Below are 22,668 nucleotides of genomic sequence, written 5' to 3'. Positions count from 1 at the left end.
GTCCTATGTTATACGGCCAGCGTCATCGCTCGTCAATTCGACGCCGGTAACACAGTCTTCATCTATGCAGGTGAGCGCACTATTTTTGGCTCGAAACCGGCAAAACGTCGAAGTTCGGCGCCGCCAGTTCCGAAGATTCTCTAGACGCTTTCTGATCCACAATGTAAGTTACGCAACATCGGACGTCGAACATAGGACATCCCCTATCCACTCCCTTGATGTCCCGCTCCCCGCCTTGGAGGCCGCCTTGAAGAACGAACGACCGCTGAGCTCCGCGTTCACCCGCCGAGACCTGTTCCGGTACACCGGGCTACTGGGAGCTGCAGCAGGTATCACCGCGACTCTCGCGGCGTGTGGCGGCGGGCCGTCATCGACCTCGGTTGTCGGCGGTTCCGCGAGCACCGGCGATCTGACCACCGCCATCGGATACGGCAACGACCAGAGCTTCGACCCGATGCAGACTGCATCCGGTTTCCTCATGGCAGCGGTCAACCACGTCTACGAGGGACTGCTCGAAAACGATCCAGGCACCGGTGAGACGTATGCGGCGCTCGCACAGGCCGTCCCGACCGACGCCACCGCCTCGAGCTGGACCATGAAAATCCGCGAGGGAGCAACCTGGCACGACGGCACTCCGGTCACCTCGGACGACGTCGTCTTCACCTTCGATCGCATCCTCGATCCACAGCAGAACGTACTGATCCGCTCCTTCTTCTCCTCCTGGCTGCAGTCCGTCACCAAGGTCGACGACCAAACGGTGACCCTGAACTTCAACTACCCGTTCAGCGCTGCCGCACAGCGTCTCTCGATCGCCAAGATCATGCCCAAGCACGTCTTCGACGGCCACTGGGACGAGGCCAAGTCCGGAACGCTGGTCGTCGGTTCCGGTCCGTACAAGCTCAAGAGCCACACCCCCAAGAGCAACACAGCTTTCGAGGCCTTCGAGGCGTACAACGGGCCGCGTCCGGCCAACTTCGCGACCATGAACTGGCTCTCCATCGTCGACACCTCCTCACGCATCGCGCGCGTCTCGGGCAACAATGCCGGTGCACAACTCGCCGACAACATCCCCGTCGCCAACGTCCCCACTCTGACCTCCGGTGGGCGCACCGTCGAGGGCAACCCGGGCATGAACCTCATGTACCTGCTCTTCGACACGACTCAGGCACCGTTCGACGACGTTCGTGTTCGCCAGGCGATGTTCTATGCGATCAACACCCCGAAGATGATCGAGATCGCCCTCGGCGGCAAGGCAGCACCGGCCACGAGCTACCTGTACGAGCGCAACCCCGACTACGCGCGAGCGTCCACCGTCTACTCGTACGATCCGGACAAGGCCCGCTCGCTCCTCGCTGCCGCCGGTGTCAGTGGCCTCGACCTGACGCTGCTCTCCACCAACGTCAGCTGGTTGGCCGACTGCTTGCCGACCATCAAAGAGTCGTGGGACGCAGTCGGATTCAACACGACACTCGAACCGCAGGACACCAGCGCCATGGTGAGCAAGCTCAACAGCGGCCAGAAGTTCCAGATCGCCGCCGGTACGTCCAACCCGCAGGCATTCGGCAGCGACGTCGACCTTCTCGTCCGCTACACGTACAGCAAGGGCGGCTTGTGGACGAAGACCTACGCCAAGTGGGACGACACCCCCGAAGCGCAGAAGATCTACGCCACCATGGACGAAGCCACCCGCGAGACCGACCCGGCAAAGCGCAGCACCCTCGTGCAGTCGTACCTGAACCAGATCGCCGAAAATGCTGTCTACTACCCGGTTCTCCATCAGGAGCTCCTGACTGCGTGGGATCCGAAGAAGATCGCCGACGTCACTCCGCTGCCGTACCCCGGCGTCAACCTGCTTCAGGCGAAGCCGGCCTGATACCCGCCCGCTCGGCCGTTTCCCACAACTGAGAGATCCCCCGATGGCAAGAGTCCTCCCCATGCTGATCAGGCGATTACTGATACTGATCCCCCTGATCCTCGGCATCATCGCGTTCGTCTTCATCGTGATGCAGTTCGCGCCCACCGATCCCGCAACCGCGGCGTTCAACGGTGGCAACCCGACTGCGGAACAGTTGCAGCAGTTCAAGGAAGAGAACGGACTGCTCGATCCGCTTCCGCTGCAATACGTTCACTTCGTGACCGATCTGGTCAGCGGCAACATGGGTGACAGTCTGATTTCCGGTACCCCGGTGTTGGATTCGATCTCCACCGCTCTGCCACTGACCATTCAGCTCACGGTTCTCGGACTGGTGATCGCCATCGTGCTCTCGCTGATCTTCGGCGTCACCAGCGCACTGTTCCGCGATCGTTGGCCGGATCAGGTCATCCGAGTGATCTCCCTCGGTGGTGTGGCGGCACCGTCATTCTGGTTGGCACTGCTGATGATTCAGTATCTGGCTGTTCAACTCGGATGGTTCCCCACCGGTGGCTACGTCAATCCGAGCGACTCCGTCAGCGACTGGCTCTGGTACATGGCGCTCCCGGCACTGTCCCTGTCACTGCCCGTCGCAGCACAACTCACGCGCATCATCCGCACGTCGATGGTCGAGGAGTTGGACAAAGACTACGTCCGGACCGCGATCGGCAGCGGCCTGCCCTATCACGTGGTGATCGGACGGAATGTGTTGCGTAACGCGCTGATCAACCCGCTCACCGTCCTGGGCCTCCGTGTCGGTTACCTCCTCGGTGGCGCTGTGGTCATCGAGCAGATCTTCGGCCTGCCCGGCATGGGTCAGCTCATGATCAACGGCGTCACCAACGGTGACCCCGCAGTCGTTCAGGGAGTTGTCATCGTCATCGCGGTCGGCTTCGTCGTCGTCAACCTCGCCGTCGACATCCTCTACCTGCTCGTCAATCCACGACTTCGGAGCGCAGCATGATGAGAAGAAAACTCACCGAGAAGCTTTCGCGACCCGGCATCACCTTTTCTCGCTTCCCCCTCTCGGCCTGGCTGTCGATGGCGGTTCTCGCGATCATCGTGCTCGCCTGCCTCTTCGCGCCGCTGATCACGCAGTACACCCCGCTCGAACAGGCGGTGGGTACCGCGGGCCCCAGCGCCGAGCACTGGTTCGGGCAGGACAGTCTCGGTCGAGATCTGTTCAGCCGCTTGCTCTACGGCGGACGCTGGTCGCTGACCATCGGCCTCGGTTCCACCTTCCTCGCACTGTGCGCCGGCGCTCTCATCGGATCGGTGGCCGCAACGAGCCGAAAAGGCGTCGACGAGACCATCATGCGTGTGCTCGACGTGGTCATGGCGTTCCCGGGCATCGCGCTCGCTGCCGTACTCGTCGCAGCCTTCGGTGGTTCGATTCCAGTTCTGATCGTCACTATCGCGTTCCTCTACACACCGATGGTGGCTCGCGTCGTTCGCGCGAACGTTCTCGCTCAGTACGGTGAGGACTACGTCGCGGCCGAAAAGGTCATCGGCGCAAGAACTTCACACATCGTCGTCAAGCACGTCGTAGCCAACTGTGCTGCGCCCGTTCTCGTCTTCTGCACTGTCATGGTCGCCGACGCCATCGTGCTCGAGGCCAGCCTGTCGTTCATCGGAGCAGGTGTCCGTCCCCCGGATCCGTCGTGGGGATCGGTGATCGCCGACGGCAAGAACATGGTCCTTCTCGGTGGTTGGTGGGCAACGGTGTTCCCCGGTCTGCTGATTCTTCTGACGGTGCTATCCCTCAACGTGCTCGCCGAGGGCCTGACGGACGCGATGGCCGATCCGAGTCTGAAGAAGACCAAGAAGACGCCCTCCGCACTCCAAGCAGCGCAGACCGCCGCAGCGGAGGAGACCTCCAACGAACTCATTCTGGAGGACGAAGCCGCATCGGTCGCCAACACTCCGGAGTTGATCGACGACTTCGCCGACCCGAGCGTCGTGAAAGATGTCCTGAAACCGGCCGCCGAGCCGACTCCTCTCGAAACTCACCTGAAGATCCTGGCGGAAACCGAGCGATCTCGGTCCGATCGTCTTGTGTACGAGGGCGATGCCGCACCACTCCTCGAGGTCCGCAATCTCACGATCCGGTTCCCGGAACGCTACGGAGACACCGCGATCGTCGACAACGTGAGCTTCACCGTCCGTCCGAACGAGACGATGGCGCTCGTCGGCGAGTCCGGTTGCGGAAAGTCGCTCACCTCGCTGGCGATCATGGGTCTGCTACCCAAGGCGGCAGTGGTGACCGGCGAGATCCTGTTCGACGGAGTCAACGTCCTCGAGCTGAACAACCGGGAGCGAAACAAGCTGCGCGGGCACGACATGGCCATGATCTACCAGGACGCGCTGAGTTCACTGAATCCGGCGATGCTGATCCGCGCGCAGTTCAAGCAGCTCACCAAGCGCGGCGGTACCCGCACAGCCGAGGAACTGCTCGAACTCGTCGGACTCGATCCGGTGCGCACTCTCGCCAGCTACCCACACGAGCTTTCCGGTGGTCAGCGCCAGCGCGTTCTGATCGCCATGTCGCTCACCCGCAGTCCACGGTTGATCGTCGCGGACGAGCCCACCACCGCCCTCGACGTCACCGTCCAGGCCCAGGTCGTGGACTTGCTCAACGATCTTCGGGAAAAGCTGGGATTTGCAATGGTCTTCGTCAGCCACGACCTGGCTCTGGTAGCCTCCCTGGCCCACAAGATCACGGTGATGTACGCCGGTCAGGTCGTCGAGTCGGCGCCCACGAGTGATCTGCTCGTCGATCCCCGCCACGAATACACCCAGGGCCTTCTCGGTGCCGTTCTCTCTATCGAGGACGAAGCGCCGCGACTGCATCAGATTCAGGGAACTGTTCCCTCGCCCGGAAACTTCGCGGCGGGTGACCGTTTCGCCGAGCGTTCCACTCGCCCGGACTCCGACCCCCTCCGTAAGCCGGAGATGGTCCGGGTCGACGGGACCGAGCATTGGTTCGCCAACCAGTCCGCGACTCCCGTACGTACAGAATCGGAATTGGAGAGCGTGCGATGACTACAGCTGAAGCACCCATCCTGGAACTGAAGAACATTCACGTCGTCCACAAGACCCGTTCGGGATCACTGTTCAAACCGGGCACGGTTCACGCGGTCAACGATGTCAGTATCGACGTACGACGAGGGACGACGATCGGCATCGTGGGCGAGTCGGGTTGTGGCAAGTCCACTCTGGCCAAAGTCATGGTCGGACTGCAGAAGCCGACGTCGGGCGACGTGGTCTTTCGCGGCCGAAGCGCTCTGACCCGGTCGGCCGGCGTGCGCAAGGAGTTCGGCCGAGCGATCTCGATCGTCTTCCAGGATCCGGCTACCGCGCTCAATCCCCGAATGACGGTGGCCGACATCCTCACCGATCCACTCGACGTCCACGGCATCGGCAACCGCGCGAGCCGAACCGCCCGAGTTCGCGAGCTGGTCGGTTTGGTCGGACTCCCCCAATCTGCGCTCGAAGTCATCCCGAGCCAGATCTCCGGCGGTCAGCGGCAACGTGTCGCGATCGCGCGTGCACTCGCGCTCGAACCTGACGTCATCGTGGCCGACGAGCCGACGTCGGCGCTCGACGTCTCGGTGCGAGCGCAGATCCTGAATCTGCTCAGCGACATCAAGGCTCGGTTGGGGCTCGGCATGGTGTTCATCTCGCACGACATACAGACGGTGCGGTACGTCTCCGACACCATCGTCGTCATGAACGCCGGGCGGATCGTCGAGCAGGGAACGGCCGAGGAAGTATTCGACAGCCCGTCCGATGCGTACACGGCCAAACTGCTGGGTGCGGCGCCCAGCCTCCTGCAACGCACCGTTGACGTGGGTTGACCAATGGAGCGGATGACCGGACATAGGATGAAGGACGTTCGTATCAGAAAAGGGGAATCGATGTCTGTCCGGAGTGGCACACAGGGCGCTCGTTTCAGCGCGCAAAACCGCATGCGCGCACTTCAGACGGACATCATGAACTTGATCCTCGAACGCAGGCTCTCCCCCGGCGACCCGATGCCCACCGAGGCCGAACTGTCCGAGGAATTGGGTATCGGCCGAAACACGCTCCGGGAGGCGCTCAAGGTTCTGCAGGCCTTGGGCGTCGTCGAGATCCGTCACGGCTTCGGAATGTTCGTCGCCCCTAGCAACTTCGACGCTCTCGCCGACGGCCTGACCTTCCGTGGCCGGTTGTCCTTGCAGGGCACCGGGCACGAGGCGATGGAACTGGTCGACATTCGTCAGGCACTCGAGACCGGACTGATCGGTGCGGCGATGGCCGAGATGACGTCGGCCGACCACGCCGACCTCGACGAACTCGTCACCGGCATGGAGGTCCGTGCCGCTGCCGGGAAGAACTTCTCCGACATCGATGCGACCTTCCACTCCCGCCTGTACTCCCCTCTCGACAACCAGGTCCTCGGTCAGTTGATGGACGTCTTCTGGCAGGTGTACAGCGAGATACAGCAGGCCATCGGGCATTCGGATACGCCACTGATCGACATCGCGTCGAAGCACCGTGCGATTCTCGACGCGATCCGTACGGGTGATGCAGTCGAGGCGGCGCACACTCTCGATGTGCACTTCGGTGGCCTGCGCGAGCGGATCGCGAGTCTCCATGCGTCCGAAGCGCAGTAATTTCGAAACACGTGATTTTGCTCCGCTGGCTCACCATCGCGCCCGTTCTTCCGGCAAAATTACAGGTATGAAGAACCCGAACCTGACGCCTTCGCGCGTTCTCGCAGTTGTCCTCGCTGCCGCCCTGGTCATTTTCGTGATCGCACGCCGCCGCGACGACGGCGCCCTCAGCCGCGGAGAATGGTTGTCGGACACCGTCGGACCGGACGACCTCGCCGGCTGAACGACGTGTGCCCTCGGCCGAAACTCGGCCGAGGGCACACGCACGTGTCATCTACTACTTCATCGAATCCAGTCGGGTTCGCGCGTCCTCGAACCCGGACACCAGCTCTGCCATGACCTCGGCGACCGGGCGGATCTCGTTCATCCGTCCCACGATCTGACCGACGGGCATTGCCACAACTTCCGGGTTCTCCGATGCAGCGATTCTCTGATGAGCGTCGCTGACCAGAAGGTTCTGCAGCGGCATCGGCAAGGGCGCCGGTGCTTCCGGGTTCGACCAGGCTTCCGTCCACTTGGTCTTGAGCAACCGAGCGGGCTTACCCGAGTAGATGCGCGAACGAACGGTGTCGGCCGACGTCGCGCCCAACAGTGCACGCTGAATAGCGGACGGGCCCTCGCCCGATGCACTGCCGAGTTTGTATTCGGACGTGGTGAGCCAGTACGAGCCCATCCACACTCCGGACGCACCGAGTGCAAGTGCGGCAGCCACCTGACGGCCGCTGCCTATACCGCCGGCAGCCAGTACGGCAGCTGAATCACCGAGTGCATCAACGATTTCCGGAACGAGAACCATCGATGCGATTTCGCCGGTGTGACCGCCGGCCTCGTAGCCCTGCGCGATCACGATGTCGACACCGTTCTCGACGTGACGACGTGCATGCTCGACGGCGCCGGCCAGCGCTGCTACCGGTACGCCCTTCTCGTGTGCCTGATCGATGACGTCCTTCGGCGGTGATCCCAGTGCATTCGCAATCAACGCAATCCGGTGTCCCAGAGCAACATCGACGTGTGACCGCGCCACCGAGTGAAGCCATCCCAGTACGCCGGTCGCATGCTCGACGTCGTCGGAAAGCGGCGGCACACCGAGCTCGTCGAGCGTGCGGTTGACGAAGGCGCGGTGCTCCTCCGGAATCAGCTTGTCGAGATCGACGGCGCCGCCCTCGGTCGGCACCTTGGCCGGCATGACGATGTCGACGCCGTACGGCTTACCGTCGGTGTTCTCGTCCATCCACGTCAGTGCGGCTTCGAGCTCTTCCGGGTCGTTGAACCGGACGCAACCGAGCACGCCCAGACCTCCCGCGCGGCTGATCGCGGCCGCGACGTGCTCGGAAGGAGTGAATCCGAAAATCGGGTATTCGATGCCGAACTTGTCGGCGAGATCCGAACGCATCAGGCTTCCACGCTTTCGTTTGCGGACGCCACAGGAGCGCCGTTTCCGTTGTGATCATCGGCCTCGCGCGATTCCGTTTCGGCCTTCGCCCAGCGGTAGTCGGGCTTGCCTGCCGGGTTGCGCTTGATCTGGTCCACGAACCACACGCTGCGCGGAACCTTGTATCCGGCAATCTCTTTGCGTGCTGCGGTGGCGATGTCGTGCAGCGTCGGCGACGTGCCTTCGCGTACCTGGACCACTGCGGCAACGCGCTGACCGAAGCGCTCGTCGGGGATACCGACCACCAGGACGTCGAAGATGTCCGGGTGCGCCTTCAAAGCGCCTTCGACCTCTTCCGGGTACACCTTCTCGCCGCCGCTGTTGATCGACACCGAACCGCGGCCGAGCATCGTGACCGTGCCGTCGGCTTCGACCTGCGCATAGTCGCCGGGGATCGAGTAGCGAACGCCGTTGATGGTGCGGAAGGTTTCGGCCGTCTTGACCTCGTCCTTGTAGTAGCCGAGCGGGATGTTGCCCTTGCGAGCGAGCATGCCGCGCTTGCCCGATCCGGGTTCGACCTCGTTGCCGTCGTCGTCGAGAACCGTTGTGGAGGCGTCGATCTTGACCGTCGGACCGCCAGTGTGCTTCTGGCCCTTGCTCAGCACGGCGAGTCCACCGAAGCCGGTCTCGGATGCTCCGATGGAGTCCGTCAGCAGGCGGTTGGGCAACAGTTCGAGGAACTGCTCCTGGATACTCGGCGAGAAGAGTGCAGCACTGCTGGCCATCACGTAGAGCGTCGAAAGATCGTACGGCTCACCGGTCTCCGGGTTTCCGGCGATGAGTGCGTCGAGCATCGGACGGCCCATCGCGTCACCCGTGATGAAGATCAGGTTGACCTTGTGCTTGTCGATGTTCTGCCACACCTCGTGGGCGTCGAATTCCGGGTGCATCAAACAGGTTCCACCGCCGAAGAGGCTGTGGAATACCGCCGACTGCGAACCGCCGTGAATCATCGGGGGGATCGGGTAGCGGATCATGCTCGGGTTGGCTGCGCCGACCTTCGCCATCTCGTACTCGTCCTCGACCGGAACTCCGGTGACGAAGTTGATGCCTCCGCCGAGAACACGCCACCAGTCCTCGTGACGCCACATGACGCCCTTGGGACTTCCGGTGGTGCCGCCCGTGTAGAGCATGAAGATGTCGTCGTTGCTGCGCTCTTCGAAATCACGCTCACCCGAACTCTGCGCGAGTGCGTCCTCGTAGCCGATGCCGAAAGCACTGAAGTCCAGATCGGTGCCGTCCTCGACCACGATGACGGACTTGACCTTGGGAGTGTTCGGCAGGACGTTCGCGACCTTGTCCGAGTAGCGGCGCTCGTGAATGAGCGCAACCATGTCGGAGTTGTCGAAGATGTACTGCAACTCGTTCTCGACGTACCGGTAGTTGATGTTCACCATCACGGCCCGGATCTTGAAGACCGCGACCATGGCCTCGATCGCCTCGATGACGTTCCGGCAGTAGATGCCGACCTTGTCACCCGGCTGAACGCCATGTTCACGCAGGTAGTGACCGAGGCGGTTTGCTCGGTCCTCCAACTGTGCATAAGTCATCTCGCGGTTGTCCGAGACCAGCGCAACGCGGTCCGGAACGAGGTCGATTGCGTGCTCTACGAAGTCTGCGATGTTAAGGGCCACGAGTTCAAAGTAGAACGTGTTACCGTTTCTGGCAAGACCCAATTTGAGAGCCAGCTCACAGACCCGCCAGGAGCCATCAGTGTCCACTTCGACGACCGAAAAATCAGACATTTCGGAAACCGCGCCGCATTGCCTCGTGGAGAAGCGTGGCCACGTTCTCATCGTGACCATGAATCGCCCCGAGCGTAAGAACGCCATCACCGGCGAGATGATGGCGATCATGGTCGACGCCTGGGATCAGGTCGACAACGACCCCGAAATCCGTGTCGCCATCCTCACCGGTGCGGGCGGCGACTTCTGCGCCGGCGCCGACCTCAAGAACATGTCCGCCAAGCCGCCGGGAGATTCCTTCGCGGGCGGTGGCGTCGACATGTCCAAGATCGAAGGCCTCCTCAAGGGTCGCCGGTTGACCAAGCCGCTGATCGCCGCCGTCGAGGGTGCAGCCATCGCCGGCGGAACCGAAATCCTGCAGGGCACCGACATCCGCGTCGCGGGTGAGAGCGCCAAGTTCGGCGTCTCCGAAGCCAAGTGGGGGCTCTTCCCGCTCGGCGGCTCCGCAGTGCGCCTGGTGCGACAGATTCCGTACACGATCGCGGCGGACATCCTGCTCACAGGTCGTCACATCAAGGCTCCGGAGGCCAAGGAGATCGGGCTCATCGGCCACGTGGTCCCGGACGGTCAGGCCCTCGACAAGGCGCTGGAGCTCGCGGACCTGATCAGTGCCAACGGCCCCCTCGCCGTGCAGGCGATTCTCAAGACCATCCGCGACACCGAGGGCATGCACGAGGAAGAGGCCTTCCAGATCGACGCACAGCTGGGCATGAAGGTGTTCATGAGCGCCGACGCCAAGGAGGGCCCGCGGGCTTTCGGTGAGAAGCGGGCGCCCCAGTTCAAGGGTGTCTGACCCACCCCTGTCTGACCCACCCCCCTTTCCCGTCCCCTCTCGGTGCACCCGTGCCCTATCCCGTCCCACTCTGCACAGCACCGCTCCCCACACCACCGCTCTGCACACCACCGCTCTGCACACCACCCCCCCGATCGCGTGAACGTATCGCTCCCCTTCTCTGACAAGGGGAGCGATACGTTCACCCTCCGGGTCTGGCACTGATTGACACCCTCGGACGCGGCCGTGACGCGGCCAGCGCAAAATGCGCACGCAGGTCGCTTATCACGCGCTCGGGCTCTGCGCGCAACGCGCTCGGCACAGTCGGAAGCACGATGATGCCCGCGTTCTGCATACGAGTCCGACGCTCGACCGTCGCCCGGTAGTCCCCAGGTGACAGATGCCAGTCCAGTGAATCGATGTCCCACGCAAAAGCCACAGAATCGATCCACCCGTCGGGCATTGCAATGAATTTCCCGTTTGCGTCGCAGATCTCACGGTTGAATACCATTTCGGGCAGCCCGGTTCTCCTCCACAGCTCGCGGGCCTCTGCCTCCGGCACCGAATGCACGTTGGCATCCACCTCCCGCAAAACTTTGCGGGGCAATGCGCTACCGCGAATACTTCCGGCTTCCAACTCTTTGGACAGATCACGAACCACAACGTCACCTCGTTGAACGACGTCTGCAATCAACGCGCGAGCACTATCCAAAGTCTTGCATCGCCGTGCAGCATCGAGTACCGCCCGAACCAGTGGCGCGCAATCAATTCCGCTGCGTGTCAGTGGCGTCGGCAGCCTTACAGTCCTTTCGACCACGACGAATCCGGTCGATTGCACCCTGCGATGCATGGGCATCAAGATTTGAACCTCGCCGGAGTGCGGACGATAGCCATGCTGCGCCATGGCGGCTTTTCCAGTGACCATCGATCCGCGGCCGCAGAACATCAATGCAGCGATCGTGCGCTGGCGCGGCGTCGGATAACCGTTCCCCAGCAGAACTATGCCGGGAAGCATTCGCTGCCAAGTACCGCCCGTGCGGCATCGCCCGGCAATCGCTGTGTCCGACACACCCAGTCTGGTCAGCTCTGCCACGCGAATTACGCCATCCGTGCTCGCAACGATCAGCAAACTCGGATCGTCTCCCCATTCGCCCCTTCTCATGGAGACATCATGGGCTTTCCCGGCCGCGCAGGCCCTTGCCAATCAGGCATTTACACCGACCTGTGGATAACCCTCCGCCCTGTGAACGTATCGCTCCCCCTGTCAGAGAAGGGCAGCGATACGTTCACGCGATGCGGTAGATGGCTGGCGGCGGCACCGGCGCTCGAAAAAGGGGGGGTACCGCTCGAAAATGGGGGGTGCCCCGCTCAACCACTCACCGCGGCCGCGAGCTCTCGCACATGGTCGGCGTCGCGGCAGGTCACCAGCAGCATCGTGACTCCGGCTTCCTCCCAACGCTTCACGTCTGCGCGCACCTCGTCGACGTTGCCGATGATCATGGTCTCGGTGACCATCTCGTCGGGGACGACGGCAGCAGCTTCGTCCTTGCGGCCCGACATGAAGAGGCGACCGATCTCGTCGACCTCCTTCTCGTAGCCCATCCGCTTGTAGACCTGCGCGTGAAAGTTCAACTCCGGGGCGCCCATTCCGCCCACGTAGAGGGCGGTCATCGGCTTGAGAGCGGCGATGGCAGCGGCGCGATCGTCGGTCACGATGACCTGGCACGTGGCGGCCACCTCGAAGTCTTCGCGACTACGACGGGCCCTGGCGCGCGCGAACCCTTCGTCGAGCCACTTGTTGTACATCGGGGCCAGGCGCGGGGTGTAGTAGATCGCCAGCCAGCCGTCGGCGATTTCACCGGCGAGCGCGACGTTCTTCGGCCCTTCGGCGCCGAGCCAGATCGGGATGTCCGCACGCAGCGGGTGCGTAATGGGCTTGAGCGGCTTGCCAAGTCCCGAACTACCCGGTCCCGCATACGGCAGAGGGTAGTGGGGACCGGGACTGGTGACGGGCGCTTCACGGGCGAGGACCTGGCGCACGATCGAGACGTATTCGCGGGTGCGCGCGAGCGGCTTCTCGAACGGCTGGCCGTACCAACCTTCGACGACCTGCGGTCCGGATACGCCGAGCCCGAGGATCGTTCGCCCACCGTTGAGGTGATCGAGAGTGAGCGCGTGCATGGCACAGCTGGTCGGTGTTCGCGCCGAAATCTGTACGACGGAGGTGCCGAGACGGACGTTCTCGGTGCGCGATCCCCACCAGGCGAGCGGGGTGAAAGCGTCCGAGCCCCACGACTCCGCTGCGAAGACCGTGTCGAATCCCGCGCCTTCCGCGGCCTCGATCAGTTCCGGGGCGTTTGCCGGCGGCTGTGCGCCCCAGTATCCGAGTTGCAACCCAAGCTTCATCGCAGGCCTCCACATTGCCGGTGATCAGAAGTGACTCTTGCCACAATCTCTAGAACCTGTTCTACTCGATCTTGTGACCATCGGAAAGAGCGGGGTGGCCGACAAGCCCCTGAGCGCACCATTGAATCTCCATTTCGACTACACCAGATCGACGGGACCGACCATCGGCGCGTTCGTGACTGCCCTGCGTGATCGCAAGGTGATCGGCGCACGCGGGTCGAACGGTCGTGTCTTCGTGCCGCCACCGGAATTCGATCCGGACACGGCCGAACCACTGACCGACTTCGTCGGAGTCTCCGACGGCGGAACGGTCGTGAGTTGGACGTGGATGCCCGAACCCATCGAGGGTCAACCACTGACGAAGCCTTTCGCGTGGGCCCTGATCAAGCTCGACGGCGCGGACACGTCCATGCTCCACGCAGTCGACGTCGACTCCCCCGACGACATCAGCACCGGCCTGCGGGTCCGTGCTCGCTGGGCGTCGGAGCGGATCGGGCAGATCAAGGACATCGAGTGCTTCGAACCAGGTGAGAGCGAAAATGGAATCGCGACAGTCGATTCCACCGCCGATCCTGTCACCATGATCACGACGCCTGTCGACCTGCACTTCATGCATTCCGCTTCGGCCGAGGAGAGTTTCTACCTCCGCGGTCTCGCAGAAGGCAAGCTCATCGGTGGTCGCAGCGGACCCGAAGACAAGATCTACATCCCACCGCGCGGCGCGAATCCCACCAACGGGAAGCCGACGAGCGAGCAGATCGAACTGCCGGACAAGGGAATTGTCACCACCTTCTGCATCGTCAACGTCCCGTTCCTCGGGCAGCGAATCAAACCGCCCTACGTGGCCGCCTACGTGCTTCTCGACGGGGCTGACATTCCGTTCCTGCACTTGATTCTCGAATGTGATGCCGCGGACGTACGGATGGGCATGCGCGTCGAAGCCAAGTGGAAGCCTCGCGAAGAGTGGGGTTACACCCTCGAGAACATCGAATACTTCCGGCCGACAGGTGAACCCGACGCCGAGTACTCCACCTTCCAACACCACCTGTGAGGCTCCTGAAATGACTTCTGCAGACATCGCAGTCGTGGGCTTTGCTCAGGCACCCCACGTCCGCGAAACCAACGGCACCACCAACGGCGTCGAGATGCTCGTCCCGTGCTTCCAGCAGCTCTACAGCGATCTGGGAATCACCAAGTCAGACATCGGCTTCTGGTGCTCCGGATCTTCCGACTACCTGGCCGGACGAGCGTTCTCCTTCATCTCGGCCATCGACTCCATCGGAGCGGTCCCGCCGATCAACGAATCTCACGTCGAGATGGACGCTGCGTGGGCCTTCTACGAAGCGTGGATCAAGATCTTGACCGGTGAGGTCGAGACCGCGCTGGTGTACGGATTCGGCAAGTCCTCCGCCGGGCACCTGCGCAAGATCCTGTCCATGCAGCTCGATCCGTACCTCGTCACTCCGCTGTGGCCGGACTCCGTCTCGATCGCCGGACTTCAAGCCCGACTCGGACTCGACGCGGGTAAGTGGACGCACGAGGACATGGCGGAGGTTGCCGCTCGTAGCCGTCGTCACGCGCTGAGCAATCCGAAGGCTCAGCTCGCAGGCGAGGTCGACATCGAGGCCCTTCTCGCCAGCCCCTTCCTCGCAGATCCGTTGCGCGCACACGATTGTGCGCCCATCACCGACGGCGCGGCAGCAATCGTCCTGGCCTCGGGTAACCGCGCCCGCGATCTCTGCGAGCGGCCGGCGTGGATCACCGGACTCGAGCATCGCATCGACTCCCCCAACCTGGGTGCACGTGACCTGACCACCTCACCGTCCACTACGTCCGCAGCCAAGGCGGCAACGGGCGGCGAGGTCGGCAACATCGACGTCGCCGAACTGCACGCACCGTTCACTCACCAGGAATTGATCTTGAAGGAAGCGATCGGCCTGACCGACGCCACCACGATCAACCCGTCCGGCGGTCCGCTCAGCGGCAACCCACTGTTCGCCGGTGGTCTGGAACGAATCGGCCACGCCGCCAAGGCAATCTTCGACGGCCAGGCGAATCGCGCTCTGGCCCATGCAACAAGCGGCCCTGTGCTGCAGCAGAACCTGGTAGCAGTCTTGGAGGGACGGAACTGATGGCCGGAACGCCTCAACTCGCGGCCGTGCTCGGCACCGGCCAAACTCACTACGTCGCAAAGCGTCACGATGTCTCGATGGCGGGCTTGGTCCGTGAAGCCATCGACGCCGCGATGCTCGACGCCAACGTCGGCTGGGACGACATCGACGCCGTCGTCATCGGAAAGGCCCCCGATTTGTTCGAGGGTTCGATGATGCCCGAACTCGCCATGTCGGATGCTCTGGGCGCAAACGGAAAGCCGTTGCTGCGTGTTCACACTGCCGGATCGGTGGGCGGTTCGACAGCTATCGTCGCCTCCAGCCTGGTCAAATCCGGTGTCCACAAGCGGGTTCTGACGGTTTCCTGGGAGAAGCAGTCCGAGTCGAACGCCATGTGGGCGCTGTCCGTACCGGTTCCGTTCAACATGCCCGTCGGCGCCGGTGCCGGTGGATACTTCGCCCCGCACGTCCGTTCGTACATTCGTCGATCGGGCGCACCGGAGCACATCGGCTACCTTGTCGCGGTGAAGGATCGGCTCAACGGCAGCCTCAATCCGTATGCGCACTTGCGGCAGCCGGATATCACTCTCGAATCGGTACAGGCATCTCAGATGCTCTGGGATCCGATCCGCTACGACGAGACCTGCCCGTCCTCGGACGGCGCGTGCGCTCTGGTGATCGGCAACGAGGAAGCGGCCGCACAGGTCGAGGCCGAGGGTCGTTCGGTCGCGTGGATCCACGCGACGGCGATGCGCACCGAGCCGACCTTCTATGCCGGACGCGATCAGGTCAATCCGCAGGCCGGCCGCGACGCTGCAGCAGCACTGTGGAAGTCAGCGGGAATCACCGATCCGCTCAACGAGATCGACTGCGCCGAAATCTATGTCCCGTTCTCGTGGTTCGAGCCGATGTGGCTCGAGAACCTCGGCTTCGCGGAGGAAGGCCAGGGCTGGAAGCTCACCGAGGCGGGTGAAACCGCGATCGGCGGCAAGCTCCCGGTCAATGCCTCGGGCGGTGTTCTCTCCTCCAACCCGATCGGCGCCTCGGGCATGATCCGTTTTGCCGAGTCGGCGATGCAGGTCATGCACCGCGCCGGCGATCACCAGGTGGCCGATGCTCGCAAGGCGCTCGGCCATGCCTACGGCGGTGGCTCGCAGTACTTCTCGATGTGGGTCGTCGGCTCCGAACGTCCCACCACGTAAGCAGCAGCACACACGCCGATCAGGAAGAGGCCGAAGATGAAGTACACCGTCGGGGTTGCCATGAACCCCTTGGACCAGTTAGCCGGTATCGCCAAAACTGCCGAGGAATGCGGCTTTTCGTCGATCGCTCTCCCCGATTCACTGTTCTTCATGGAAACGCAGGCGGCGGATTACCCGTACACCCCGGACGGGTCTCGGATGTGGAATGCCGAGACCCCCTGGGTCGATCCGCTCATCGCCGCGGCTGCAATGGGCGCGGTGACCGAGAAGATCGAGTTCTACACCCAGGTGCTCAAGCTGGGTAGCCGCAATCCCGTCCTGCTCGCGCGGCAGGTCGGTTCCGTGGCGGCATTGACGAACAACCGTTTCGGCTTCGGCGTCGGAATCGGCTGGGCTCCGGAAGAGTTCGAGTGGTGCGGCGCTCCGTACAAGCGTCGGGGCGCACGTGTGGACGAGATGATCGACGTCCTCAAACTGATCCTCGGCGGCGGCATGGTCGAGTATCACGGTGAGTTCTTCGATTTCGATCGCCTGCAGATGAGCCCGGCCCCCACCAAGCCGGTTCCGTTCTACGTCGGCGGCCACACCGAGGTCGCACTCAAGCGTGCTGCGCGAGTCGGCGACGGTTGGACCTCGGCGATGATCAAGTTCGACGACCTGGTGGGTGTGATCGCACGACTACGCGAACTGCGCGCCGAGTACGGCCGCGAGAACGAGCCGTTCGAAATCCAGACGGTGTGCATCGACCGTTTCGGCAAGGACGGTTACGCAGAGCTCGAAGATGCCGGCGTCACGGACATCATCACCGTGCCTTGGGTTTTCGACGGAATCGGATTCGATGCCCCACTGGAGGCAAAGCAGAATTCGATGCGCAAATTCGCCGAGCAGTACATCAACTGAGGAGCCGCGATGACCGACGAACACCCCGCCCGCGTCGCGGGTAACGCTTCGCGCGCCGCAGCGAGTGGCAAGAACAAGGAAGCCTGGCTGGACCTCTTCGCCGAGGACGGTTGGGTGGAAGATCCGGTCGGGCCTTCGGGCTTCGATCCCGAAGGCAAAGGCCATCACGGGCGCGAAGCGATCTCCAAGTTCTACGACATGACGATCGCGAACGCGGACAAGCTCGAATTTCTGATCGACGATTCCCTGGTGTGCGGCAACGAGAACGTCAACATCGGCAAGATCCGAACCACCATCGGCGGCTCGATCATCGACGCCGAGGGCGTGTTCGTCTACCGGGTGAACGACGACGGCAAGATCGCGTCGCTTCGAGCATTCTGGGAAGTGGACCGTGCGATGAAGACGGCACGCAAAGCCTGAGAACCCACAGTACGAGCGCGGCCCCGGTCATCGACCGGGGCCGCGCTCGTCGTATTCGAATCAGCCTGTCGTACTTGCACCGAGAAGCTCGAAATGGTTTCCTGGTTCCCAACGTCGCGTGTCGATGACGGACTGCGTCAGGCATGGAGGCGTCGTACCGCAAGGGGTCACTCATGACCATTTCGTTCAATCACACCATCATCGCCGCAAAAGACCGACAAGAGTCTGCGTGGTTCTTCACTCACATGTTCGGCCTTCCAGGCCCGGTCGAAGCCGGCTACTTTCTCGGCGTTGAACTCGAGCACGGCGTGACGTTGGACTTCGCACAGGTGGAAGAAGGCGCCGAGGTTGCGTCTCAGCACTATGCCTTCCTCGTCTCCGAGGATGACTTCGACGGCATCTACCAGCGGATACAGGCGCTGAAACTGGATCACTGGGCCGATCCGCGCCAGTCGAGTACCGGCTTCAACACCAACGACGGTGGGCGTGGGGTCTACTTCCTCGACCCGTCGGGACATTTCCTGGAAGCCATCACCAAACCGTACGGCGGCTGAATTGGAGATTGAACTACAAACGGCGGCGCCTACGGGAGATGAGGGATCCCGCAGACGCCGCCGCAGTTCCAGGTTGCCAACAAGTGGCTCCCCGGAACGTCTACTGTAGTTCTGCGTGTTCGAGAGTGCAGAGGCAACTCCCGAAAACCTACACAGAACCTACTCGCCGGTTACCAGGTCAGTATATGTCCGGATCAGTGTTTGACCGGGCAGCCCGATGTCTTGTAATCAACCTGAAACTCTTTGATGCCGTTGAGCCAGCCCGAGCGAAGGCGTCGGGGATCCCCGAGCCTGGTGATGTCGGGTAGGTGATCGGCGATCGCATTGAAGATCAGATCGATTTCCAGACGGGCCAAGTTGGCGCCGATGCAGTAGTGCGCACCGGTGCCGCCGAATCCGAGGTGCGGATTGGGGTCACGCATGATGTCGAACTTCGTCGGGTTCTCGAAGACGTCCTCGTCGAAGTTGGCCGACGCGTACATCATCACGACGCGATCGCCCTTCTTGATCTTCTGTCCGCCGAGTTCGGTGTCTTCGAGCGCGGTGCGCTGGAAGGAAGTCACCGGGGTCGCCCAACGAACGATCTCGTCGGCCGCCGTCTTGGGGCGTTCCTTCTTGTACAGCTCCCACTGGTCGGGATTGTCGAGGAAGGCAACCATGCCGTGTGTGATGGCATTGCGAGTGGTCTCGTTACCCGCGACCGCAAGCAGGATCACGAAGAAGCCGAATTCCTCTGGGGAGAGCTCATTTCCGTCGATGTCAGCTTCGATGAGCTTGGTGACGATGTCATCGGCGGGACACTTCTTGCGCTGATCCGCCATCTGGTACGCGTATCCCAGAATCTCCATCGAGGCTGCCTGCGGGTCGATGTCGAACTCGGGATCGTCGTACGACGTCATCTGGTTGGACCAGTCGAAGAGCTTCATTCGATCTTCCTGCGGCACACCGAGAAGCTCGGCGATTGCCTGCAGCGGAAGTTCGGACGCGACCTGAACCACGAAGTCACCGGCACCGCCGGCAGCCGCGGTCGTGACGATCTTTTCGGCACGCTCGGTCAGTTCCTCGCGCAGGCTGTTGATGGCGCGCGGGGTGAATCCACGAGATACCAGCTTGCGCAGCTTGGTGTGCTCCGGAGCGTCCTTGTTGATGAGAATGAATCGCTGCATCTCGACGTTCTCACGCGGGATGTCGTCGGCGAAGCGAGGAATCGCAGTGTTCTCGTGGGTCGAGAAGATGTCGCTTCGCTGCGAAACTTCCTTGACCTCTTCATGACGGGTGACCACCCAGAAGCCCTCGTCCTGGAATCCACCGATTTCCGGGGGCTGCGGATTCCACCACACGGGGGCCGTCTTCCGGAGTTCGGCGAACTCCTCGAACGGCATGCGTTCCGCGTAGATGTCGGGGTCCGTGAAGTCGATTCCCTCGGGGAATGCGGGCTGTGCCACTGATGTCTCCTGCCCTAAGCCTTTTCATCACAGGGGTGATGGGGATCCGTGATGTGTAACACGTTCTACTCTCATTGAAACACAAGCCTGCTTACTAGAAAAGGAAACGTCGGCAGGTCTTGCTTCCCGCAGAGAACCTGTTCTACTTTTTCATTACAAGGAAAGGAGCCCGCTGTGGGCACACCAGTAATCGTCGAGGCTGTCCGTACACCGATCGGCAAGCGCGGAGGTTGGCTCGCCGGTCTGCACGCCGCCGAGATCCTCGGAGCTGCACAAAAGGGAGTTCTCGACCGGTCGGGAATCGACCCGTTGCTGATCGAGCAGGTGATCGGCGGCTGCGTCACCCAGGCCGGCGCTCAGTCCAACAACATCACGCGCACGGCCTGGCTGCACGCCGGACTTCCGTGGCAGACCGGCGCAACCACCGTGGACTGCCAGTGCGGTTCGGCCCAGCAGGCGAACCATCTGATCGCCGGTCTGATCGCCACCGGCGCCATCGACGCCGGTATCGCCTGCGGCATCGAAGCCATGAGCCAGGTTCCCCTCGGCGCCAACGTCGGCGATCAGGCCGGACCGCGCCGACCCGCGACGTGGGACATCGACATGCCCAACCAGTTCGAAGCTGCAGAACGCATCGCGCGTCGACGCGGACTGACCCGCGACGACGTCGAAGCCCTCGGCGTCCGCTCGCAGGCGCTGGCCAAGCAGGCTTGGGAGGAAGGACGTTTCGACCGCGAGGTTCTCGAACTCTCGGCACCCCAGGTCGACAAGGAAGGAAACCTCACGGGCGAGACCAAGGTCGTCAATCGCGATCAGGGCCTGCGCGATACGACGGCGGAGTCCCTTGCCCGACTGAAGCCCGTCCTCGAAGGCGGGATTCACACGGCCGGAACGTCTTCCCAGATCTCCGACGGCGCGGCCGCAGTCCTGCTCATGGACGAGGACAAGGCTCGCGCGCTCGGATTGAAGCCGCGCGCCCGCATCATCGCCCAGGCGCTGGTCGGCTCGGAACCGGAATTCCACCTCGACGGACCGGTGCAGGCAACCAGCCGTGTCCTGGAGAAGAGCGGAATGAAGATCGGCGACCTCGATCTGTTCGAGATCAACGAAGCATTCGCATCCGTCGCACTGTCCTGGGCTCAGGTTCACGAACCTGACTTCGACAACGTCAATGTCAACGGCGGCGCGCTCGCTCTGGGCCATCCGGTCGGCAGCACGGGATCTCGCCTGATCACCACCGCACTGCACGAACTCGAGCGTCGCAACGGCTCGACTGCTCTGATCACGATGTGCGCCGGCGGCGCACTGGCCACCGGAACCATCATCGAGCGTATCTGAGATGACTACTCCCCCAGCTAAACCCAAGGGACTCGACGCTCCGGCGACGGTCAAGATCATCAAGTGGATGTCGAAGGCAAACGTCGCCATGTATCGCGCCACCGACGGGCGGCTGGGTAGCAAGTGGCGGGTCGGCAGCGCGTTCCCTCGCGGGCTGCCGATCTGCCTGCTGACCACCACCGGTCGCAAATCCGGCGAGGAGCGGATCAGCCCGCTGCTGTTCCTCGAGGACGGCGAGAACGTGATTCTGGTGGCGTCGCAAGGCGGTCTTCCGAAGAACCCGATGTGGTACCTCAACATCAAGGCAGACCCGGTGGTGACGGTGCAGATCAAGTCTCGGATCCGCTCGATGAAAGCCCGCGTCGCGGCCGAGGACGAGCGCGCTCGGCTGTGGCCGATGTTGAGGGCGATGTATCCGGATTTCGACAACTATCAGGCCTGGACCGACCGGGTCATTCCCGTCATCGTGTGCGAGCCACTGAAGAGTTAAACGAACTGTTTACAACAAAACGTTTACATTGACCCGGGTTCGTGCCACCCTGGGTTCATGACCGATGACCAGTTCAGACCGATCGATTCCGGCCGCGAACGCGCACATCGCGAGTACGCCGGACTCTTTCGAATCAGCGAGCGCCACGGCGCGACCCCAAGCCAGCGCGCGCGGCAATCTCATCCGGAGATGCTCGAGCCCTACGGCGCGGTGCGCGTCGTGGCTCGTCTTGCGGGTGGCACCGACACACCGCAGCCGAACGAACCCGAGGTCGACGATGCCGACGTCATGGCCGCGTTGACTCTGATCCCCAAGGCCCGAGCCGAAATGGAACAGCTGGAAGCACTGTTCCTCGGGATTGCCCGCGAACGGGGCATGACCTGGCAGGACATCGCTTTCGGGCTGGGACTCGGAAGCACTCAAGCCGCCCGCCAGCGCTACGAACGGCTCGTTCGCCGCACCGGAGGCTGAACGCGTGCCATAACCGGCGAGTTGGAGCACTATTGACTCGTACGGTCCGCACGGCGTTTCGACAGAGCCTCGAACACAGCAAGGAGTCGCATATATGACGACGCATATTCAAGATCAAATCCTGGACCGACGCGAGATCACCTCAGCCCTCGTGCGTGCGCTGGAGCGTCGCCACGAGGTGCTGGACGCAGTGGTCGACAGCAAGGACCACCAGGAGGCACTGACCACCGTCGCGGAACTCCTCGGCACTTCGGAAGCAAATGCCGAAGCAGTTCTGAGCCTCAAGTTCAGCGCACTGACCAAGGCAGCGCGCGATCGCATCCAAAGCGAGCTGGAGAATCTCGACGCCACTCTCGAATGGACGACGCTCGATCGTCCCGCGAGCAGCGGGCAGAACTTCACCCTACGTCCGTTCAGCGACAGCGCAGAAGACAAGGCACTGTTCACGATTCGCTCGGCCGAGCAGCTCGGCGAAGACGGCAAGCCGTGGAGCGAGGATCGGATCGAAGCCGAGCGCGTCGGCGGTCTCGGTCGGATCGACGACGAGAGCGCTGCCTGGTTCGTCGCCGAGGACGTCTCCGGTGACGGCCCGAAGAGCGTCGGCCTGGTATTCGGCGAACTCGACGGCCAAGAGGTGAACGTGGCGATCTGGATCGCGCCGGAATCTCGCAAGAAGGGCTACGGCACCGCCTGCGTGAAACATTCGCGGCGCGAACTCGCAGCTGAGTTCCCCGGCACCGTGTTGGTGGTTCGGGCGCCCGCGTAGGCGGCACGCCGCCTGTGAGTGGTTGAGGAGTTCCTGCACTCCTTAACCA

22 protein-coding genes are annotated in these 22,668 nt (G+C 62.7%); 17 read left to right on the top strand and 5 right to left on the bottom strand.

All coding sequences use genetic code 11. The features are described 5' to 3' along the window. The first annotated feature begins 247 nt into the window (after window positions 1–247). The 6 genes from P3G66_RS10875 (at window position 248) to P3G66_RS10850 (ending at window position 6,790) form a co-directional block, all read left to right on the top strand. A complete protein-coding gene (locus P3G66_RS10875) occupies window positions 248–1,873 on the top strand; it encodes an ABC transporter substrate-binding protein (protein WP_007734285.1) in 1,626 nt (541 codons plus the stop codon). Window positions 1,874–1,916: 43 nt separating this feature from the next. After that, window positions 1,917–2,876: an ABC transporter permease gene (locus P3G66_RS10870; RefSeq protein WP_003945671.1), complete on the top strand. Its 960-nt coding sequence runs from the start codon at window positions 1,917–1,919 to the stop codon at window positions 2,874–2,876. Further along, a complete protein-coding gene (locus P3G66_RS10865) occupies window positions 2,876–4,954 on the top strand; it encodes a dipeptide/oligopeptide/nickel ABC transporter permease/ATP-binding protein (protein WP_249342998.1) in 2,079 nt (692 codons plus the stop codon). Before P3G66_RS10870 ends, P3G66_RS10865 begins: the two co-directional genes overlap by 1 nt. Next, window positions 4,951–5,769, top strand: a complete 819-nt coding sequence (locus tag P3G66_RS10860; RefSeq protein ID WP_065456127.1) for an ATP-binding cassette domain-containing protein — start codon at window positions 4,951–4,953, stop codon at window positions 5,767–5,769. The genes P3G66_RS10865 and P3G66_RS10860 overlap by 4 nt, the downstream gene beginning before the upstream one ends. Before the next feature lie 60 nt (window positions 5,770–5,829). Continuing rightward, on the top strand, window positions 5,830–6,567 hold the full coding sequence (locus P3G66_RS10855; protein WP_050655749.1) for an FCD domain-containing protein: 738 nt from the start codon (window positions 5,830–5,832) through the stop codon (window positions 6,565–6,567). Between the two features lie 67 nt (window positions 6,568–6,634). After that, window positions 6,635–6,790: a hypothetical protein gene (locus tag P3G66_RS10850; RefSeq protein ID WP_003945810.1), complete on the top strand. Its 156-nt coding sequence runs from the start codon at window positions 6,635–6,637 to the stop codon at window positions 6,788–6,790. A 54-nt stretch (window positions 6,791–6,844) separates the two neighbouring features. Here P3G66_RS10850 and P3G66_RS10845 read toward each other — a convergent pair whose 3' ends face one another. Next, window positions 6,845–7,960, bottom strand: coding sequence for a nitronate monooxygenase family protein (locus P3G66_RS10845; RefSeq protein WP_116057216.1), 1,116 nt, complete (start codon window positions 7,958–7,960; stop codon window positions 6,845–6,847). Then, on the bottom strand, window positions 7,960–9,633 hold the full coding sequence (locus P3G66_RS10840; RefSeq protein ID WP_039973409.1) for an acyl-CoA synthetase: 1,674 nt from the start codon (window positions 9,631–9,633) through the stop codon (window positions 7,960–7,962). The genes P3G66_RS10845 and P3G66_RS10840 overlap by 1 nt, the downstream gene beginning before the upstream one ends. 79 nt (window positions 9,634–9,712) lie before the next feature. On the opposite strand from P3G66_RS10840, the gene P3G66_RS10835 reads away from it, so the two are divergent. Then, window positions 9,713–10,537, top strand: coding sequence for a crotonase/enoyl-CoA hydratase family protein (locus P3G66_RS10835; protein WP_007734275.1), 825 nt, complete (start codon window positions 9,713–9,715; stop codon window positions 10,535–10,537). A gap of 181 nt (window positions 10,538–10,718) precedes the next feature. Here P3G66_RS10835 and P3G66_RS10830 read toward each other — a convergent pair whose 3' ends face one another. Beyond that, on the bottom strand, window positions 10,719–11,678 hold the full coding sequence (locus P3G66_RS10830; protein WP_007734274.1) for a hypothetical protein: 960 nt from the start codon (window positions 11,676–11,678) through the stop codon (window positions 10,719–10,721). Window positions 11,679–11,884: 206 nt separating this feature from the next. Beyond that, complete coding sequence (locus P3G66_RS10825) at window positions 11,885–12,922, bottom strand: LLM class F420-dependent oxidoreductase (protein ID WP_276116528.1); 1,038 nt, start codon at window positions 12,920–12,922, stop codon at window positions 11,885–11,887. Window positions 12,923–12,995: 73 nt separating this feature from the next. On the opposite strand from P3G66_RS10825, the gene P3G66_RS10820 reads away from it, so the two are divergent. The 6 genes from P3G66_RS10820 to P3G66_RS10795 all read left to right on the top strand — a co-directional run bounded on the left by P3G66_RS10820 (window position 12,996) and on the right by P3G66_RS10795 (window position 18,109). Continuing rightward, complete coding sequence (locus tag P3G66_RS10820; RefSeq protein WP_021342921.1) at window positions 12,996–13,973, top strand: OB-fold nucleic acid binding domain-containing protein; 978 nt, start codon at window positions 12,996–12,998, stop codon at window positions 13,971–13,973. A 10-nt stretch (window positions 13,974–13,983) separates the two neighbouring features. Beyond that, entirely contained in the window at window positions 13,984–15,054 is a 1,071-nt protein-coding gene (locus P3G66_RS10815; RefSeq protein ID WP_007734273.1) for a thiolase domain-containing protein, read from the top strand. Continuing rightward, complete coding sequence (locus P3G66_RS10810; protein ID WP_007734272.1) at window positions 15,054–16,235, top strand: thiolase domain-containing protein; 1,182 nt, start codon at window positions 15,054–15,056, stop codon at window positions 16,233–16,235. The genes P3G66_RS10815 and P3G66_RS10810 overlap by 1 nt, the downstream gene beginning before the upstream one ends. A gap of 36 nt (window positions 16,236–16,271) precedes the next feature. Further along, window positions 16,272–17,135 carry a TIGR03619 family F420-dependent LLM class oxidoreductase gene (locus P3G66_RS10805; RefSeq protein WP_230814871.1) on the top strand — a complete coding sequence of 288 codons (864 nt, stop codon included), beginning with the start codon at window positions 16,272–16,274 and terminating at the stop codon, window positions 17,133–17,135. Between the two features lie 9 nt (window positions 17,136–17,144). Continuing rightward, window positions 17,145–17,555 carry a nuclear transport factor 2 family protein gene (locus P3G66_RS10800; RefSeq protein WP_007734269.1) on the top strand — a complete coding sequence of 137 codons (411 nt, stop codon included), beginning with the start codon at window positions 17,145–17,147 and terminating at the stop codon, window positions 17,553–17,555. A 173-nt stretch (window positions 17,556–17,728) separates the two neighbouring features. Continuing rightward, entirely contained in the window at window positions 17,729–18,109 is a 381-nt protein-coding gene (locus tag P3G66_RS10795) for a VOC family protein (protein WP_020906296.1), read from the top strand. 194 nt (window positions 18,110–18,303) lie between these two features. On the opposite strand, the gene P3G66_RS10790 is transcribed toward P3G66_RS10795, so the two are convergent. Then, window positions 18,304–19,554 (bottom strand): cytochrome P450, encoded by a 1,251-nt coding sequence (locus P3G66_RS10790; protein WP_007734267.1) that lies wholly within the window; start codon window positions 19,552–19,554, stop codon window positions 18,304–18,306. Between the two features lie 174 nt (window positions 19,555–19,728). Here P3G66_RS10790 and P3G66_RS10785 point away from each other — a divergent pair, with 174 nt between their 5' ends. From P3G66_RS10785 to P3G66_RS10770, 4 genes are all read left to right on the top strand, one after another. After that, window positions 19,729–20,892 (top strand): steroid 3-ketoacyl-CoA thiolase, encoded by a 1,164-nt coding sequence (locus P3G66_RS10785; protein WP_003945509.1) that lies wholly within the window; start codon window positions 19,729–19,731, stop codon window positions 20,890–20,892. A 1-nt stretch (window position 20,893) separates the two neighbouring features. Then, window positions 20,894–21,382 carry a nitroreductase family deazaflavin-dependent oxidoreductase gene (locus P3G66_RS10780; RefSeq protein WP_050655745.1) on the top strand — a complete coding sequence of 163 codons (489 nt, stop codon included), beginning with the start codon at window positions 20,894–20,896 and terminating at the stop codon, window positions 21,380–21,382. A 57-nt stretch (window positions 21,383–21,439) separates the two neighbouring features. Beyond that, window positions 21,440–21,853, top strand: a complete 414-nt coding sequence (locus P3G66_RS10775) for a hypothetical protein (protein WP_007734258.1) — start codon at window positions 21,440–21,442, stop codon at window positions 21,851–21,853. Window positions 21,854–21,947: 94 nt separating this feature from the next. Then, complete coding sequence (locus tag P3G66_RS10770; RefSeq protein ID WP_158170163.1) at window positions 21,948–22,619, top strand: GNAT family N-acetyltransferase; 672 nt, start codon at window positions 21,948–21,950, stop codon at window positions 22,617–22,619. The last annotated feature ends 49 nt before the right edge of the window (window positions 22,620–22,668 follow it).

The sequence above is a fragment of the Rhodococcus sp. C3V genome (assembly GCF_029269915.1).
GTDB classification, from domain to species: domain Bacteria; phylum Actinomycetota; class Actinomycetes; order Mycobacteriales; family Mycobacteriaceae; genus Rhodococcus_F; species Rhodococcus_F qingshengii.
The sequence above is the reverse complement of the archived record's forward strand: the minus strand, read 5'-3'. Positions and strand labels throughout refer to the sequence as shown.